The sequence below is a fragment of the Alteromonas sp. 5E99-2 genome (assembly GCF_017368475.1).
Taxonomy (GTDB): Bacteria; Pseudomonadota; Gammaproteobacteria; order Enterobacterales; family Alteromonadaceae; genus Alteromonas_F.
In genome coordinates, this window is record NZ_JAFNJE010000016.1 from 14,660 (window position 1) to 29,850 (window position 15,191).

Below are 15,191 nucleotides of genomic sequence, written 5' to 3' on the forward strand. Positions count from 1 at the left end.
ACACACGTGTATGAGCAGGAGTATAGCAAGATTTAAGCTAATCTACTCGTCGTTTGGCAGAAGCCACTACTTTTGGATGCATTAAAGCTTCTAAATTCGTTCTAAGAGAAGTGATATGCTCATGTAATTCTTTGTCATCGGTCACTGTTGAATACAACCAATGGTAAGCATCTTCATAATCATAAGGGCTACCGTAACCCTCTAGAAAAAGCTCCGCAAGTTGGACTTGAGCCTTGATTAAACCTAAGGCCGACGCTTCTCTAAAGTAGACAACAGCTTTAGCTTTATCTTGTTGCAATAAAATACCTGATGAACGATACCGACCAAGTTGCTCTAACGCGGCAGGAAGACCTTGTGCTGCAGCATCGCGCATAAAACCGAGTCCTCTTTCGGGGTCTGCCTTTACACATACTCCCCAAGCCAACATATCTCCCCACAAAAACTGGTAGGCAGGAACTTTCAAAACTTGTGCTCGAGCTTCAATATCTCTATTGAGCTGGCAACGGTCTACGACTACGCGATCAAGATGTGTGTTTTCGTTTATAAGTTTGATGAGTTCATCTTGGGAATAAAGTTGCACAGCTTTTATTTCTTGGGCTTCAAGACTAAATGAAGCCAGATTTAAAAGACAAAAACCCATCGCTAACAAGAGATTGTGCTTGATCATACTCATAGAACCAAAAAATTGTGAATTCAGAATTGTTATCGACAAAAATCGATGTAGCTTTAGCCTAATAGCGTTAGTTTAATTTGCTACTTAATGCTAATTGTAGTCGTTGGGCAATATCACTCAAATCGTGTCCCAAATCCGTTAGATATCCACCATCAGGCTGAGTGACTATACCTTTTGCATATAGGCGTTCAATTGCAAATTTGGTTTCGCTCGTTGCGTCTTGGTGAATCTTAAGACCTTGCATCAGAGTATTCGTTGGAAATTTTAAGATCAGATTAAGCTCAGCAATCATATCATTAGAAAAAACCATTTAAACAATCCCCAGCGGTTATGTGCGGTCGATAACATATCATGCTTCATTTACGTTAGGTTAACAACTAAAGGTTTAAACACAGATAAATAAAGGGTGATCATTAACTAGAAAAACTAGGTATAATTCAATCATTAGCGCAAATATAGGTGCGATTGATACACATGCAATACAGCGACTTACGAGATTTTATTGCTCAATTAGAAGACATGGGTGAGTTAGTGCGAGTGTCTCATGAAGTGAGCACAGAATTAGAAATGACAGAAATTGCTGATCGCACTTTGCGAGCACAAGGCCCTGCTATTTTGTTTGAAAACCCCAAGGGCAGTGACATTCCAGTTCTAGCTAACTTATTTGGCACACCCAAACGCGTTGCGTTAGGCATGGGCCAGTCTTCAGTAACAGCGTTACGTGAAGTCGGTGAATTACTTGCTTATTTAAAAGAGCCCGAGCCTCCAAAGGGGTTAAAAGACTTATGGAGCAAAATGCCTGTATTTAAGCAGGTGCTTAATATGCCGGCCAAAGAAGTCAAAAAAGCGCCTTGCCAAACTCATGTTATCGCTGGCGAAGACGTAGATTTGGGCGCACTGCCTATTCAACATTGTTGGCCTGGCGATGCGGCTCCATTAGTCACTTGGGGACTCACGGTAACTAAAGGGCCTCATAAGAAAAGGCAAAATCTCGGCATTTACCGTCAACAAGTTATAGCCAAAAACAAACTCATTATGCGCTGGTTGAGCCATAGAGGTGGCGCACTAGATTTTAAAGAATGGTGCGAAACACACCCCGGGGAGCCCTACCCCGTATCAGTGGCTTTGGGGGCAGATCCTGCTACCATTTTAGGCGCTGTAACACCCGTGCCCGATTCTCTATCTGAGTATGCATTTGCAGGATTACTTAGAGGAGCAAAAACAGAAGTCGTGAAGTCTGTAAGTAACGACTTGCAGGTGCCCGCTAGTGCCGAAATTATACTTGAAGGCTATATAGCTCAAGATGAAACTGCGCCTGAAGGGCCTTATGGAGATCACACGGGATATTACAACGAAGTCGATCACTTCCCTGTTTTTACTGTGACCCATATCACTCACAGAGACAACCCCATTTATCATTCAACATACACGGGGCGACCACCTGATGAACCTGCAATTTTAGGCGTTGCTTTAAACGAAGTGTTTGTTCCTATACTACAAAAGCAGTTCCCTGAAATTGTCGATTTCTATTTACCTCCTGAAGGCTGCTCTTATCGAATGGCCATTGTGACGATGAAAAAACAGTACCCCGGTCATGCTAAAAGAGTCATGATGGGAGTATGGTCTTTTCTACGACAATTCATGTACACCAAGTTCGTTATTGTTTGCGACGACGACGTCAATGCAAGAGATTGGCAGGATGTTATCTGGGCCATAACGACTAGAATGGATCCTGCAAGGGATACCACTATGATAGAAAACACCCCAATTGATTATCTTGATTTCGCTTCTCCTGTATCGGGTTTAGGGTCTAAAATGGGTATGGATGCCACAAATAAACTTCCCGGAGAAACTGATAGGGAATGGGGCGAACCCATTATAATGGACGAGGCTGTAAAGCAGCGCGTAGACGAAATTTGGGACAAACTAGGCATAATGCCAACACCATCATCTGATAATTTAAACGAGTAGAAGCACTAAATGACTGCGCCAATAAACTGTGACATCAAATCTATTTCATCGCTAACACCGACGGTTTATCGAGTTGTACTCGAGCCAAAAACGTCTTTTACATTCAAGGCAGGACAATACTTATTTGTACACATGAGCGAAGAAGATAAACGCCCTTTTTCTATTGGTAGTTCAACGTCTGAATCAGGTACAGTGGAATTGCATATTGGCGCGGAAGAAAGCAACAAGTTTGCCTATGAAGTGTTACAAAAAATGCAATCTGAAAAAAGCATTACAGTCAGTGGTGGATTTGGCGACGCACACTATCAGCCTAATTCATCATTACCCGCAATTTTGATTGCCGGAGGCACAGGGTTTTCTTATACCTACTCCATATTAAAAGAAGCATTAGCACAAAAGATAACAACACCAATATCACTTTATTGGGGCGGCCGCAAAACAGAAGACCTGTATTTGATGGACGAACTGACTAAACTTGCCGTTGAGCACCCTCATTTTAGTTTTCATCCTGTAGTAGAATTTCCTGAAGACAATTGGCAAGGCAAGACAGGTTGGGTGCATCAAGCAGTTTTATCCGATTACCCATCTCTTGACCAAAATCAAGTCTACATAGCAGGCCGATTTGAGATGGCGAAAACCGCGAGAGCCGACTTTTTTGCTCAAGGTTTAACAGCAGACGCCCTTTTTGGAGACGCCTACGCCTTTATATAAATAAGCGTCAGGAAAATAATAATGAAAACGTCTTTAGCCTTATCACTAATAATGCTGGGAATAAGCTATACATCAACTGTGTTTGCAGAGGGTGAGGATGCTTTATATAGCATTGGCTCATCTGCATCACCGAGTAATATCGAGAACGATATTCAAACATTAGTCAATTTTGGCACTCGCCACACCTTGTCGGAAACAGAATCAGATACCCAAGGTATCGGTGCGGCAAGACGTTGGATAAAAAGCGAGTTTGATAAAATATCAGCTGCCTGTGGCGGCTGCTTAGAAGTGTATTACCAATCTAAAATCATCGAAGGTGAGCCTAGGATACCCAATGCCACAGAAGTAGTGAATGTTATCGCTATTCAAAGAGGTCAAACCGACCCAGAGCGCTATGTCATTATGTCTGGCGATATTGATTCTAGAGTGTCTGATGTTATGGACTTTACATCAGAGTCTCCAGGCGCAAATGACAATGCAACGGGCGTAGCTGGCGCGCTAGAGGCAGCTCGACTTTTAAGCCAATATAAATTTAATGGCAGTATTGTTTATGCGGCACTTTCTGGTGAAGAACAAGGGCTGTTTGGTGGCAAGATCATGGCTGCACAAGCAAAAGAAGACGGCTGGCGTATCAAAGCGGTTCTCAACAATGACATGATTGGAAATATCGAAGGCATTAACGGTGTTATCAATAACACAACAGCCCGTATATTTGCTGAAGGCACACGAATGGGCGAAACCGAACGAGAAGCGACGTTACGCAGATTCACCGGCGGTGAAGTAGATTCTCCGAGCAGAAACTTAGCTCGTTACATCGATAAAATAGCAGACCAGTACATAGAAAATTTAGACACCATGGTGATTTACAGATTAGATCGATTCCGCCGAGGTGGTCACCACAGACCCTTTAACGATTTGGGCTATCCTGGTGTTCGAATTATGGAAACTAACGAAAATTACAACCGCCAACATCAAGATCTCAGAACAGAAAACGGCATTAAATACGGCGACACCATTGATGGCGTAAATTTCGATTATGCAGCAAAGTTAACCGCATTAAATGCAACCACACTTGCAGCTATGTCGTGGGCACCAGCTCCGCCCTCTGACGTTGAAATTGAAGGTGCTGTAAAACCTTCTACAACACTAAAATGGAAAGCCTTAAATCCACAGCAAAACCCACAATTAGCTGGTTATAAGATTTACTGGCGATTTACCGATGCGCCTCAATGGGAATTCAGCAAATTTGTGGGTAATGTGACTGAAGCAACCTTAGAAAATGTTGTTATTGATAACTACTTCTTTGGTGTAGCCAGTGTAAGTAAAGACGGAATGGAAAGCCCTGTAGTATTTCCAGGTGCAGCAGGTAGTTTTGGTAACTAGACAAAGCGTTAACCTCAGATACAAAAAAGCTCTCTAATAAAGAGAGCTTTTTTCAACTAACATACAACACTTAGATTGTTGATACATTAGCCGCTTGAAGGCCTTTTTGGCCATCTTCAATTTCAAATTCTACGCGTTGGCCTTCAGGAAGAGTTTTATATCCTTCAGCAACGATAGCACGGAAATGAACGAAAACGTCCTTACCGCCATTATCTTGTGTTAGGAATCCGTAACCTTTCTCAGCGTTGAACCATTTTACTGTGCCAGTAACCTTAGACATGTCTTACCTCTATATTTCTAAATTAAGTGTATTCCCTGTCATAAAGTAACGTATCCATTGTTTAACACTTAAAACTCGAATTTAGGCACATAAAAACGTCTAGCAACAAATCACAAGGTAACTTGAGAGGTTTTTGTAGCAAAAATTTCACGGCTACGTTACATCAATGACTAGTTAATAATAACAGCAATTTGTAGAATTGATAGACAATTTCAAAGCCTAATTAAAATAATAATTGAACGCTCATCAATCGAAACAGTAACTTAGCGAATTAGCCTCAATGCATACACCCAAAATACTAAGGCAAAACACACACCAAAGGTATTGATAATGGGCTGTTGCCAAAGATTGGCTAAAACGAAAAACAACAGTAAAGACACGATGCCACTTAACATTGAAAAGACGATTTTAATCAACTTATCCATATTCTTTGAACTAGCCTTATGCTGCAGCTCAAGCTGAATAGGTAGTGCTTTTACTTGCGTCAACGAATCGTGTAGTAAATCGGGCATTTCCGGTAATTTTTCAGTCCAAAAGGGTAAATTTGCTTTTACTTTTCTAAACATGGCCGCTGCGCCCATTTGCTCATTCATCCAATTTTCTAAGAAAGGTTTGGCCGTTTGCCACAAATCTAATTGGGGGTATAACTGACGCCCTAAACCTTCAACGTATAGCAAGGTTTTTTGCAATAATACGAGTTGAGGCTGGATCACCATATTAAATTGCCGTGCTGTAGTGAAAAGTTGCACCAATACATTACCAAAAGAAATTTCAGCTAATGGTTTTTGGAAAATAGGCTCGCACACAGTACGAATTGCACGTTCAAACCCGTCGATATCAGTATCACTAGGTACCCAACCGCTGTCTGCATGTAACTGGGCAACTTTACGATAATCTTGATTGAAAAAGGCGATGAAATTCTCAGCTAAATAACGTTTATCTTCGCTATTTAGCGTCCCCACGATACCAAAATCAATTGCGATATATTGTGGGTCTTCAGGCGTTGATGTCGATACAAAGATATTCCCGGGGTGCATATCCGCATGAAAAAAACTGTCTCTGAAAACTTGCGTGAAAAACACCTCAACGCCTTTTTCAGCCAAACGCTTCATATTGGTATTTTGTGCTTCTAAGGCTTTCACATCAGCCACTGGGATACCGTAAATACGCTCCATCACCAACATGTTTTTACGACTGTAATCCGAATATATTTTAGGAACATATAATGAAGATGATCCTTCAAAGTTACTCTTTAATTTAACTCCGTTAGCAGACTCTTTAAGTAAATCTAGCTCGTCATACACCGCTCGTTTATATTCATCGACAACTTCTACCGGACGTAAGCGTTTGCCTTCTGGCAAAAACTTTTGTACGACTTTCGCCATTACGCCCATGATCTTCACATCTGCGTCAATGACTTGCTTTATTTCAGGCCGCAGTATTTTTACAACAACAGCTTCATCGTTTTCTTTTAAGACAGCGCCGTAGACTTGGGCAATAGAGGCTGAAGCTAGTGGTGCTTCGTCAATCTCGGAAAAATAGGTACTTAAAGATTCAATTTCAAGAGCTTTACAAATAAGTTCATGAGCGATGGCAGAGTCAAAAGGTTCCACTTGATCTTGCAGTTGAGTTAATTCTTTCGCAAAATTATCTGAGAGCAAATCTTTTCGGGTAGACAACATTTGACCGAACTTAATAAATACCGGTCCTAACGACTGCAAAGCGAGCCTTAAACGCTCACCTTCAGATAAATCTTTATGTTTATTTTTCAACCAAAAAAATAGAATTCGAACAAAACGAACCGACCTAGGTAGCCGGTTTTTCGGAATAAGCTCATCTAATCCATGCTCTAAGATGACCTTATTGATGCGGTACAGGCGCACCATACTCATTGAGTATCCTTGCTAATACGTGTTTCGAGTAAATCCATTTTAGAGGTAACACGATCAACGTCGTCTCTGAGCATTCCAATTTGCATCCCAACGCCCTCTACACCTTGTTTTCTAGCGGCTATAGGGCGCTCCTCTGTTACAAATTCTGCGGCTTGTACACTGAGTGAAGACGCAATCGAGGTGACTTTTTTATGGATAGATTTGAAACCGCTAAACAGAGTATGAGCAACCACATCGGACGTGTAACGGGCTAAGGTTTCTTCCAAATCAATATTATTGGCTGACACTAACCCCGTTAGCTTTTGGGCAATAGCAATATCGCCAACTAACGCGAGGTCCCCTTTTTGAATCAATGAAGTCAACTGACTGCTGTCAGAAAGTTCAGATAGCACAGCGAGCTTGGTTTTAATAATACAGGTTTTGCTGTCTATGTTTTCTTTAGCCTCAACAAACGTCTGAGGTTCATTTAATACCAGTACATCATCGTCAAAAACCAAGGTCAAACCGTCTTTAAACACATCTAAAAACAAAACAACACGGTTGCCTTTTAGTTCACTTAGACTGCTTTGAGTTTTCGGCTGCGTCGAGAGGAAACTATTAATCGCTTTTTCTAAAACCGCATTGGCCAGTTGACGTGCAGGCATTAGAATTTGTAACCGCGATGAAGGGCGACGACGCCTCCAGTTAAGTTGTCGTAACGGCACTGTTCAAACCCAGCATCTTCAAACATGCCTTTCAATGTGTCTTGATCTGGATGCATACGAATTGATTCCGCAAGGTACTGATAACTCTCTTTGTCATTTGCCACTATTTGTCCCATAGTAGGCAACACATAAAAAGAGTAAGCATCGTATATTTTACTTAACGCTGGTAATACTGGTTTAGAAAACTCTAAAACCAACAAACGTCCACCAGGTTTTAACACGCGGAAAATCGATGCTAAGGCGTTTTCTTTTTCAGTGACGTTACGCAGACCAAAAGCCATAGTAATCACATCGAAATGGTTGTCGGGAAAAGGTAAGGCTTCAGCGTTAGCTTGAACATAGTCTATATTTTTTACTCGCCCCATGTCTCGTAACTTATCACGACCTACTTTCAGCATAGACAAATTAATATCGGCGAGTACCACACTCCCCGTATCTCCGACCAAGCGAGAAAATGTTGCAGTTAAATCACCGGTTCCACCGGCTAAATCAAGAACTTTATGACCACTGCGCACTCCACTGCAATCAACGGTATAACGTTTCCATAAACGATGTATGCCAAATGACATTACGTCGTTCATCACATCGTATTTGGCTGCCACACTATGAAAGACATCGGCAACCATATTCACTTTTTGCTCTTTCGCTACTTGCTTGTAGCCAAAATGTGTTGTGTCTTCGCCATTCGTATTGTTGGCGTTATTTGCCGATGTATCTGTCATATCACTGTCCAAACCACTTATTTTCTATAGTGTACCCAAGTTATTTATGATTACCTAGGCCGTGTTCACCTTATTTTAGCTTGATTGAACGCTATTATCACCGCAACTCAGCGCCAATATCTGGCTCAGCTCTTGATATTTCAAGCCTGATTCCTGCTGCCATTGATTAAACTGGTTATTAATGGTTTCAAGGCTTCTTTTCGTCGTTAAACCACCATCAATCAATTTATGTTGGCGAAAATAACCCTCGACATCCCGTGTAAGCAAATAGGTATCTATCCCTAGTGCACGCAATGCGTAAGGCCCAGTATTGCCTCCCAACCTAGCGCCCATACGTTTCAAGTATGCCCATAATTCGATAATATTCCCCTGAGTAAAGCCTGATGCGAATTGAACAAAAGAACCGTGTTCTTGTGCAATGGTATTCAACATCATTGCATTGTCTCGAATAGACATTACCTTACGAAGGTTTCGGATTATTGCTGGATCCGTGGCTTTTTTTTCTAGCATTTCGTCAGGCATTAACAAGACTTTTTCTATATTAAAATCGAAAAACAGCTCTTCAAAAGCTAGCCACTTATTTTCAACAACTCGCCACACAAAACCAGATTGAAACACTTTTTTGGTGAACGCAGATAACACCCTATCATCGCCAAGGGACAACAACTCATTCTGCGGCAACGGGCTCGTCACTAAGGCTGCTAACTGCTCTTCACCACCTTTACGCTGTAAAGCTCTGTGGTAGAGGGCATCAAACTTTTCTGCACTCATTGTTATGCCGCAATACCGTTATGGCGAAGTAAAGCATCAGTACTAGGCTCTCTGCCTCGGAAGGCTACAAAAGCATCCATAGGATCTTTACTTCCCCCAACTTCCAATACGTTATTCAAAAAGTCAGTTCCCACCTTAGGATTAAAAATACCTTCTTCCTCAAAACGGCTAAATGCATCACTTGAAAGCACTTCCGCCCATTTGTAACTGTAGTAACCTGCAGCATATCCACCTGCAAATATATGCCCAAAACTATGCTGGAAACGATTAAATGAAGGCGGTGTAATGACCGACACTTTTTCTCTCACTGAATCTAAAATGCCTTGTACATCTGGAGCGCCTTGTTCCTGTTCATGAATAGACATGTCAAACAAGCTGAATTCGAGCTGCCTTACCATTTGCATGGCCGATTGAAAATCTCTTGCCGCCAACATTTTATCTAGCATATCTTTCGGTAAAGGCTCACCGGTTTCATAATGACCTGAAATAAATGCCAACGCCTCTTCCTGCCAACACCAGTTTTCCAAAAATTGACTAGGCAGCTCTACCGCATCCCACGGTACACCGTTGATACCAGAGACTCCTGCAACCGTCATTTTTGTTAGCATATGGTGAATACCATGACCAAACTCATGAAACAAGGTGACAACTTCGTTGTGAGTAAACAACGCAGGTTTGTCGCCAACGGGACTACTAAAGTTACAAGTTAAATAGGCAACAGGGAGTTGCAAGTCACCATTCGGTAATACTCTGCGAACTCGACACTCGTCCATCCATGCCCCACCACGTTTTTTCTCACGGGCATATAAATCTAGATAAAAACTGCCTCGGGGGGCTCCGTCTTTATCAAAAATGGTGAAAAAGCGAACATCTTCGTGGTATACATCAATGTCACTTTGTTCTGAAACCGTTAAGCCATATAACCGATTAATTACCTCAAACAAGCCTTTTAGGACTGTATCTTCAGGAAAATACGGCTTTAATTCTTCATCGGTAATGCTGAATTTTTGTTCTTTTAATCGTTCACTGAAATAGGGGATATCCCAAGCGTTAATCTCGCCCTTATGGCCTGACGTAATGGCAAATTCTTTAATTTCCTCTAGCTCTTTTAAGGCTTGAGGTTTTGATTTATCGGCTAAATCGTATAAAAAGCCTAAAACCTGTTCTGTATCTGTTGCCATTTTCGTCGCTAAAGAACGTTGAGCATAATGCTCGAACCCAAGTAGCTGAGCAGCTTCTTGTCTTAACAACAGCGTTTCATTAATAATCGCGGTGTTATCAAGCTCTGGGTTAGCGCCTTGATCAGATGCCCGAGTATTAAATGCGCGATACATTTCTTCTCGTAACGCTCGGTTCTTTGCATGTTGCATTACAGGCAAATAGCTAGGGATATCGAGTGTAAACATCCAGCCTTCTTTTTCTTTACGTTCTGCTGTTTGTTTTGCTGCCGCAATAGCAGATGCAGGAATGCCATCTAAATCAGCTTCATCGGTGACGAGTTTGCTCCACGCAGTGGTGGCATCCATAACATTATTTCCAAACTGAGAGCCCAGCTCAGAAAGCTTCGCCTGAATTTCAGCAAAACGCTGTTTTTTGTCGCTGGCTAAGGCAACACCAGATAAGGTAAAATCACGGATTGCATTGGTAATGACTTTTTGTTGTGCTTGACTAAGAGATGCAAACGTTTCGCTAGACTGAATGGCTTCATAGGCTTTATACAGGCCTTCATGTTGCCCTAACCAAGTACCGTATTCTGATAATAAAGGTAAACATGCATCGTGAGCTTCTCTCAATGCATCTGAGCTCACCACTGAGTTCATATGAGAAATAGGCGACCAATATTTACTTAATTCATCGTCTGCGTGTTCCAAAGGAGCGACTATACTCTTGTAAGTAAACTCTGATTGAGAAACAACATCTTCAACAACCTGTTTGCAATGGGATATAGCATCTGAAATAGTATCGACAATAGATTCTGTTTGTATCGCGGAAAATTGAGGCAAACTCATTGGTCGTGGTCCTTTGTACTAAAAATCGTAGTTGTTATTGAGATTGGGTTAGTCCTGTTTTTTTCAATAGCCATAAATAGATAGTTTGTCATCCGTTGCTTGGTTTTTTTCAAACCAATTGAAAGTTAAACGGAATGTAGTAGGTCATGGGTTATAGCCCAATAATTAATGGAAAACGAAATGTCGCATTTTGATTATATATGTATCGGTGGTGGTAGTGGCGGTATCGCATCAGCTAACCGCGCAGCTAAACACGGTAAAAAAGTCGCAATTGTAGAAGGCAAAGCCATGGGCGGAACCTGTGTTAATGTAGGCTGCGTTCCCAAAAAAGCTATGTGGTATGGCGCACAAGTCGCAGAAGCAATTAACCTTTACAGCGCCGATTACGGTTTTGATGTGACCTTAAATGGCTACAGCTGGGAAACAATGAAAAAGAACCGCGATGCGTATATTACCCGCATTCATGGCTCTTACGATCGCGTATTAGCCAATAACGCCATCACCACGATTAACGGCTTTGCAAAATTCGTTGACAAAAACACCATTGAAGTCGAAGGAAATACCTATACTGCCGATCATATTTTGATTGCAACAGGTGGCTACCCAGTCATCGATAACGTTCCAGGTGCTGAGTACGGTATTACATCCGATGGTTTCTTTGAGCTGGAGGAGCAACCTAAACGAGTCGTTGTTGTCGGGGCTGGCTATATTGCTGTAGAACTTGCAGGCGTTATGCATGCACTGGGAAGTGAAACCCATTTATTAGTACGTAAAGAAAAGCCTCTTCGCGGTTTTGATCCTATGCTATCAGACACGCTAACCGAAATAATAAAAGCGGAAGGTCCTACACTGCATACCCATGCCAGCGTAAAAAACGTCGTGAAACAGGACGACGAAAGCTTAACTATCAACTTAGTGAGTGGCGAAAGTATTCAAGCTGATTGCCTTATCTGGGCTATTGGCCGTAAACCTAACGTCGAACAACTAAACCTTGCTGCAGCAGGCGTTGAATTAAGTGAAAAAGGCTATGTCACGGTAGATAAATTTCAAAATACCAGCGCGGAAAATGTGTATGCTGTGGGCGATATTATTGGCCAAGCAGAACTCACTCCAGTGGCGATTAAAGCAGGGCGTTTATTATCTGAAAGATTGTTTAACGGGCAGACCAATGCGCATATGGATTATAGCCTTATCCCTACGGTTGTCTTCAGCCACCCACCTATTGGTACTATGGGTTTAAGTGAGCCTGAAGCAATACAGCAATACGGTGAAGAAAATATAAAAGTATATAACTCCACCTTTACCGCTATGTATACAGCGTTGACAAGTCATCGCCAAGCCACAACGATGAAATTAATTTGTGCAGGTGAAAATGAACAGGTAGTGGGTATTCACGGTATTGGTTATACCATGGATGAGATTTTACAGGGCTTTGCCGTAGCAATAAAAATGGGGGCAACCAAAGCAGACTTTGATGCCTGCGTAGCAATTCACCCAACAAGTGGCGAAGAATACGTAACCATGTAGGCATGTGTTTTAAAGCGCAATTCTATTAAAGCTGTTCGCTCTGAAAAAGCCGTGAATATAACTAAAAAAATATCTACTATTTATTTTAGTTCCTTACGGCTTTTTCTATCCTATTCCCTTCCCTTAAAGTAATAAAAAAGCTGTAAATCTTATATCGCTTACATAACAAAATAAGAGTATGTTAGCACCAGTGTGAGCAATCAATTGGTTGCCAACATAAAAGTTCATCAGCTCCTAGTTGTATTTCATATCAATTATTATTTAAGAGGAAAGTCTAAATGATTAAGTGTAGTAAAATATGGTTTAAACTGATCCCTACGATTTTTTACCATACTGTTACATATTTAGTAATAGCCACCAATTTTGCTCATGCACAATCAGCAGAGTACCCTTCCTACGGCTTCAATTTCGTAAACTACAGTGATGATAAAGTAGAAAATGATGGTTTATTTGGTTGGAACACTAACGGAAACGCAATTCTCGTTGATCAAGATAACGGACTGGATTCATACCTTAGCCTGATTAGTAATGATGCAACACCAGTAACATCTCAATATAACGATTTCGGTTACTTTAGTCCCAATGAGACAAATTTCGCCTTAGCCATAAATCTGCGAGCATCAAATCTATTGGCAACGTCATCTGTCACGGCAAGTATTAGAACTGGAGCTATATCACTCGAAGTGATTTTTAATGGTGACGGCACTTATGTGAAAGGGGAAAATAACACTTTGCAAAAGGTCACTGATGTTGTCTTAACAACAAATTTTGAAACCTTTTCCTTTGATGTGAGAGATGGAAAACTAGAAAGGGTTTTCGTTGATCGTGACGAGCAACAATTCACTAAATTTGAACTGCCTAGCTCTACCGATAAGCTTATTGAGGTCACTGCATTGGCAGCACAGCAGCAAAACGAAGATGTTTTAACAGCTGATATTGATCACTTATTTGTGTATTCAAGGCCGTCCCACGTTAACCTTTTACAAGAGAATACTAATGCTGGTAGTGCTGCTCAAGCAACTCACTTCATCCATCTAGGTATAGGTACAGATGGTATTCCAATTGGCGTCAATGCCGATGGAGGGGGTTACATAACCCAAGTTTATAATAGGTCAGACGGTCTACCTGTCGAAGAAAGCACGAACCTTGGTGAGTATCTCGATCCAAAACCACAATTTGGCGCGGGTTCAAACCAAAGTGTTCGAGGACGGATGCATGGTGGCCGATTCAATCCCGTGCAAGCAGGTATCAATATTAATACTGGGCATTCTGTAACGGTAAAGACGTTAACGTCTTTGAATGGAAGCGAAGCTAGTAATAGTACTGATACAAACGTCATTAAAATCGAACAATTTCCCGTCTATAATGACCCAACCACAGAATACGCCGAAAATTCGCTTTACGAGTTCGATGATAATGGCGACTTTATTTCGTACTCTGGCGTAGTTAACAAAGAAGAAGAAGAAGACTTTTTCAACGAAGTGGCAATTTCCGCTTCAGAGGAAGGGTTGTCAGAGCTTGATTTCAACGGATATTTTCAGGATGTGTCAACTGATAAAACGCCCGTTATGTTGTCTTATGGTGAATGGAAATATATACGCCCACCGAGCCACATCTTGCAGTTATCCCGTGAGTCTGAATCGATTGGCTCAGGAAGAACGCCTTCAAAAATATCCAAAGCAGAAGGTAGAGAGAGCTTAAAAACAAGGGATACCGACCTTGGCAACATGAGAATTATGAGAGAAGTTCGCGCGAACTATGATTTTGGCTATTCTTGGGTACTGTGGAAAGAGGATGGCATAGAAAAGAGTCATCAATTAACCGTGCCAATAAGTGATGTGGGCTTGACTGAGGAAAGCATTGTAGTGTTTGAACTGCTTGATTCAGGAACTGAAAACATTACCCCTGACGATAACATAGTAATACTGGGGGCAAGTCCAGATTGGGATGCCGATGATGCTCTTGGGATATATTACCCTGATCAAAGTAATGTTAATCAATATGGAACTGTGGGCTATAATCGAAATAACCACAACATGGTTTATATCGAAGATCGTAGAACAAGTGTAGAAATTCACGTTGATTGGAGGAAAAGAAACTGGGTGAGACTCAGACTACTTAGCTACAGTAATGGACTATTCAGTCCTAGCCGAGTTGATGATGTCTATGAGGCTTTCAGATCTGAAAACTACACACTCTTTGGCACGGCTAATGAAATTTTTGACAAGGCAGTAGAACTTTCTGAAAATCAGATTATTCAATAAAAAGCCAAGGGTAGAACATCAGCTTCTGCCCTTCAAAACCTCTCTTTAAAACAAACCTAAAAACCAGTGTAAAATCGCCAATACTGCGATAGCAAAAATGTTTAAAGGCACAAATTATGGGTTTGCGTTTTTAAAGAGGGGATCTAAAGCCTGGTTATGAGTTCACAGCAAAAGCGAGCAAACTTTCTTAATACTTTAACGACGAATACCTGAGTACCTGCGATGAATTAGCCTTAAGTTAATCCACACAATATATGAAATAGAATATCCTTACGCACTAGTTA

At 41.4% G+C, this 15,191-nt stretch carries 13 protein-coding genes; 5 read left to right on the forward strand and 8 right to left on the reverse strand.

What is annotated here, in order from left to right; all coding sequences use genetic code 11:
- Positions 1-37: 37 nt before the first annotated feature.
- Both J3L16_RS14640 and J3L16_RS14645 read right to left on the reverse strand, forming a co-directional pair.
- Positions 38-640, reverse strand: coding sequence for a tetratricopeptide repeat protein (locus J3L16_RS14640; protein ID WP_242698864.1), 603 nt, complete (start codon positions 638-640; stop codon positions 38-40).
- A gap of 100 nt (positions 641-740) precedes the next feature.
- Complete coding sequence (locus J3L16_RS14645) at positions 741-983, reverse strand: TIGR02647 family protein (RefSeq protein ID WP_207613749.1); 243 nt, start codon at positions 981-983, stop codon at positions 741-743.
- Between the two features lie 164 nt (positions 984-1,147).
- On the opposite strand from J3L16_RS14645, the gene ubiD reads away from it, so the two are divergent.
- The 3 genes from ubiD to J3L16_RS14660 are packed head-to-tail and all read left to right on the forward strand — an operon-like array spanning position 1,148 to position 4,738.
- Positions 1,148-2,644, forward strand: coding sequence for a 4-hydroxy-3-polyprenylbenzoate decarboxylase (gene ubiD, locus J3L16_RS14650; protein ID WP_207613750.1), 1,497 nt, complete (start codon positions 1,148-1,150; stop codon positions 2,642-2,644).
- Between the two features lie 9 nt (positions 2,645-2,653).
- Positions 2,654-3,355, forward strand: a complete 702-nt coding sequence (gene fre / locus J3L16_RS14655) for an NAD(P)H-flavin reductase (protein ID WP_207613751.1) — start codon at positions 2,654-2,656, stop codon at positions 3,353-3,355.
- Positions 3,356-3,376: 21 nt separating this feature from the next.
- The gene (locus tag J3L16_RS14660) at positions 3,377-4,738 is read left to right on the forward strand and encodes a M28 family metallopeptidase (protein ID WP_207613752.1); all 1,362 of its coding nucleotides are present in this window, start codon (positions 3,377-3,379) and stop codon (positions 4,736-4,738) included.
- A gap of 70 nt (positions 4,739-4,808) precedes the next feature.
- Here the strand turns inward: J3L16_RS14660 and J3L16_RS14665 are convergent, their stop codons facing one another.
- From J3L16_RS14665 to prlC, 6 genes are all read right to left on the reverse strand, one after another.
- Positions 4,809-5,018, reverse strand: a complete 210-nt coding sequence (locus tag J3L16_RS14665) for a cold-shock protein (RefSeq protein WP_207613753.1) — start codon at positions 5,016-5,018, stop codon at positions 4,809-4,811.
- Between the two features lie 263 nt (positions 5,019-5,281).
- On the reverse strand, positions 5,282-6,910 hold the full coding sequence (ubiB, locus tag J3L16_RS14670) for a ubiquinone biosynthesis regulatory protein kinase UbiB (protein WP_207613754.1): 1,629 nt from the start codon (positions 6,908-6,910) through the stop codon (positions 5,282-5,284).
- Entirely contained in the window at positions 6,907-7,554 is a 648-nt protein-coding gene (locus J3L16_RS14675; RefSeq protein WP_207613755.1) for an SCP2 sterol-binding domain-containing protein, read from the reverse strand. Before J3L16_RS14675 ends, ubiB begins: the two co-directional genes overlap by 4 nt.
- Positions 7,554-8,336 (reverse strand): bifunctional demethylmenaquinone methyltransferase/2-methoxy-6-polyprenyl-1,4-benzoquinol methylase UbiE, encoded by a 783-nt coding sequence (gene ubiE, locus J3L16_RS14680; protein WP_207613756.1) that lies wholly within the window; start codon positions 8,334-8,336, stop codon positions 7,554-7,556. The genes J3L16_RS14675 and ubiE overlap by 1 nt, the downstream gene beginning before the upstream one ends.
- A 75-nt stretch (positions 8,337-8,411) precedes the next feature.
- On the reverse strand, positions 8,412-9,107 hold the full coding sequence (locus tag J3L16_RS14685) for a DNA-3-methyladenine glycosylase I (protein ID WP_207613757.1): 696 nt from the start codon (positions 9,105-9,107) through the stop codon (positions 8,412-8,414).
- A 2-nt stretch (positions 9,108-9,109) separates the two neighbouring features.
- The gene (gene prlC / locus J3L16_RS14690) at positions 9,110-11,116 is read right to left on the reverse strand and encodes an oligopeptidase A (RefSeq protein WP_207613758.1); all 2,007 of its coding nucleotides are present in this window, start codon (positions 11,114-11,116) and stop codon (positions 9,110-9,112) included.
- Positions 11,117-11,296: 180 nt separating this feature from the next.
- On the opposite strand from prlC, the gene gorA reads away from it, so the two are divergent.
- Together gorA and J3L16_RS14700 are read left to right on the forward strand one after the other, a co-directional pair.
- The gene (gene gorA / locus J3L16_RS14695) at positions 11,297-12,643 is read left to right on the forward strand and encodes a glutathione-disulfide reductase (RefSeq protein ID WP_207613759.1); all 1,347 of its coding nucleotides are present in this window, start codon (positions 11,297-11,299) and stop codon (positions 12,641-12,643) included.
- Between the two features lie 278 nt (positions 12,644-12,921).
- Positions 12,922-14,907 carry a hypothetical protein gene (locus tag J3L16_RS14700; RefSeq protein WP_207613760.1) on the forward strand — a complete coding sequence of 662 codons (1,986 nt, stop codon included), beginning with the start codon at positions 12,922-12,924 and terminating at the stop codon, positions 14,905-14,907.
- Positions 14,908-15,191 lie beyond the last annotated feature (284 nt).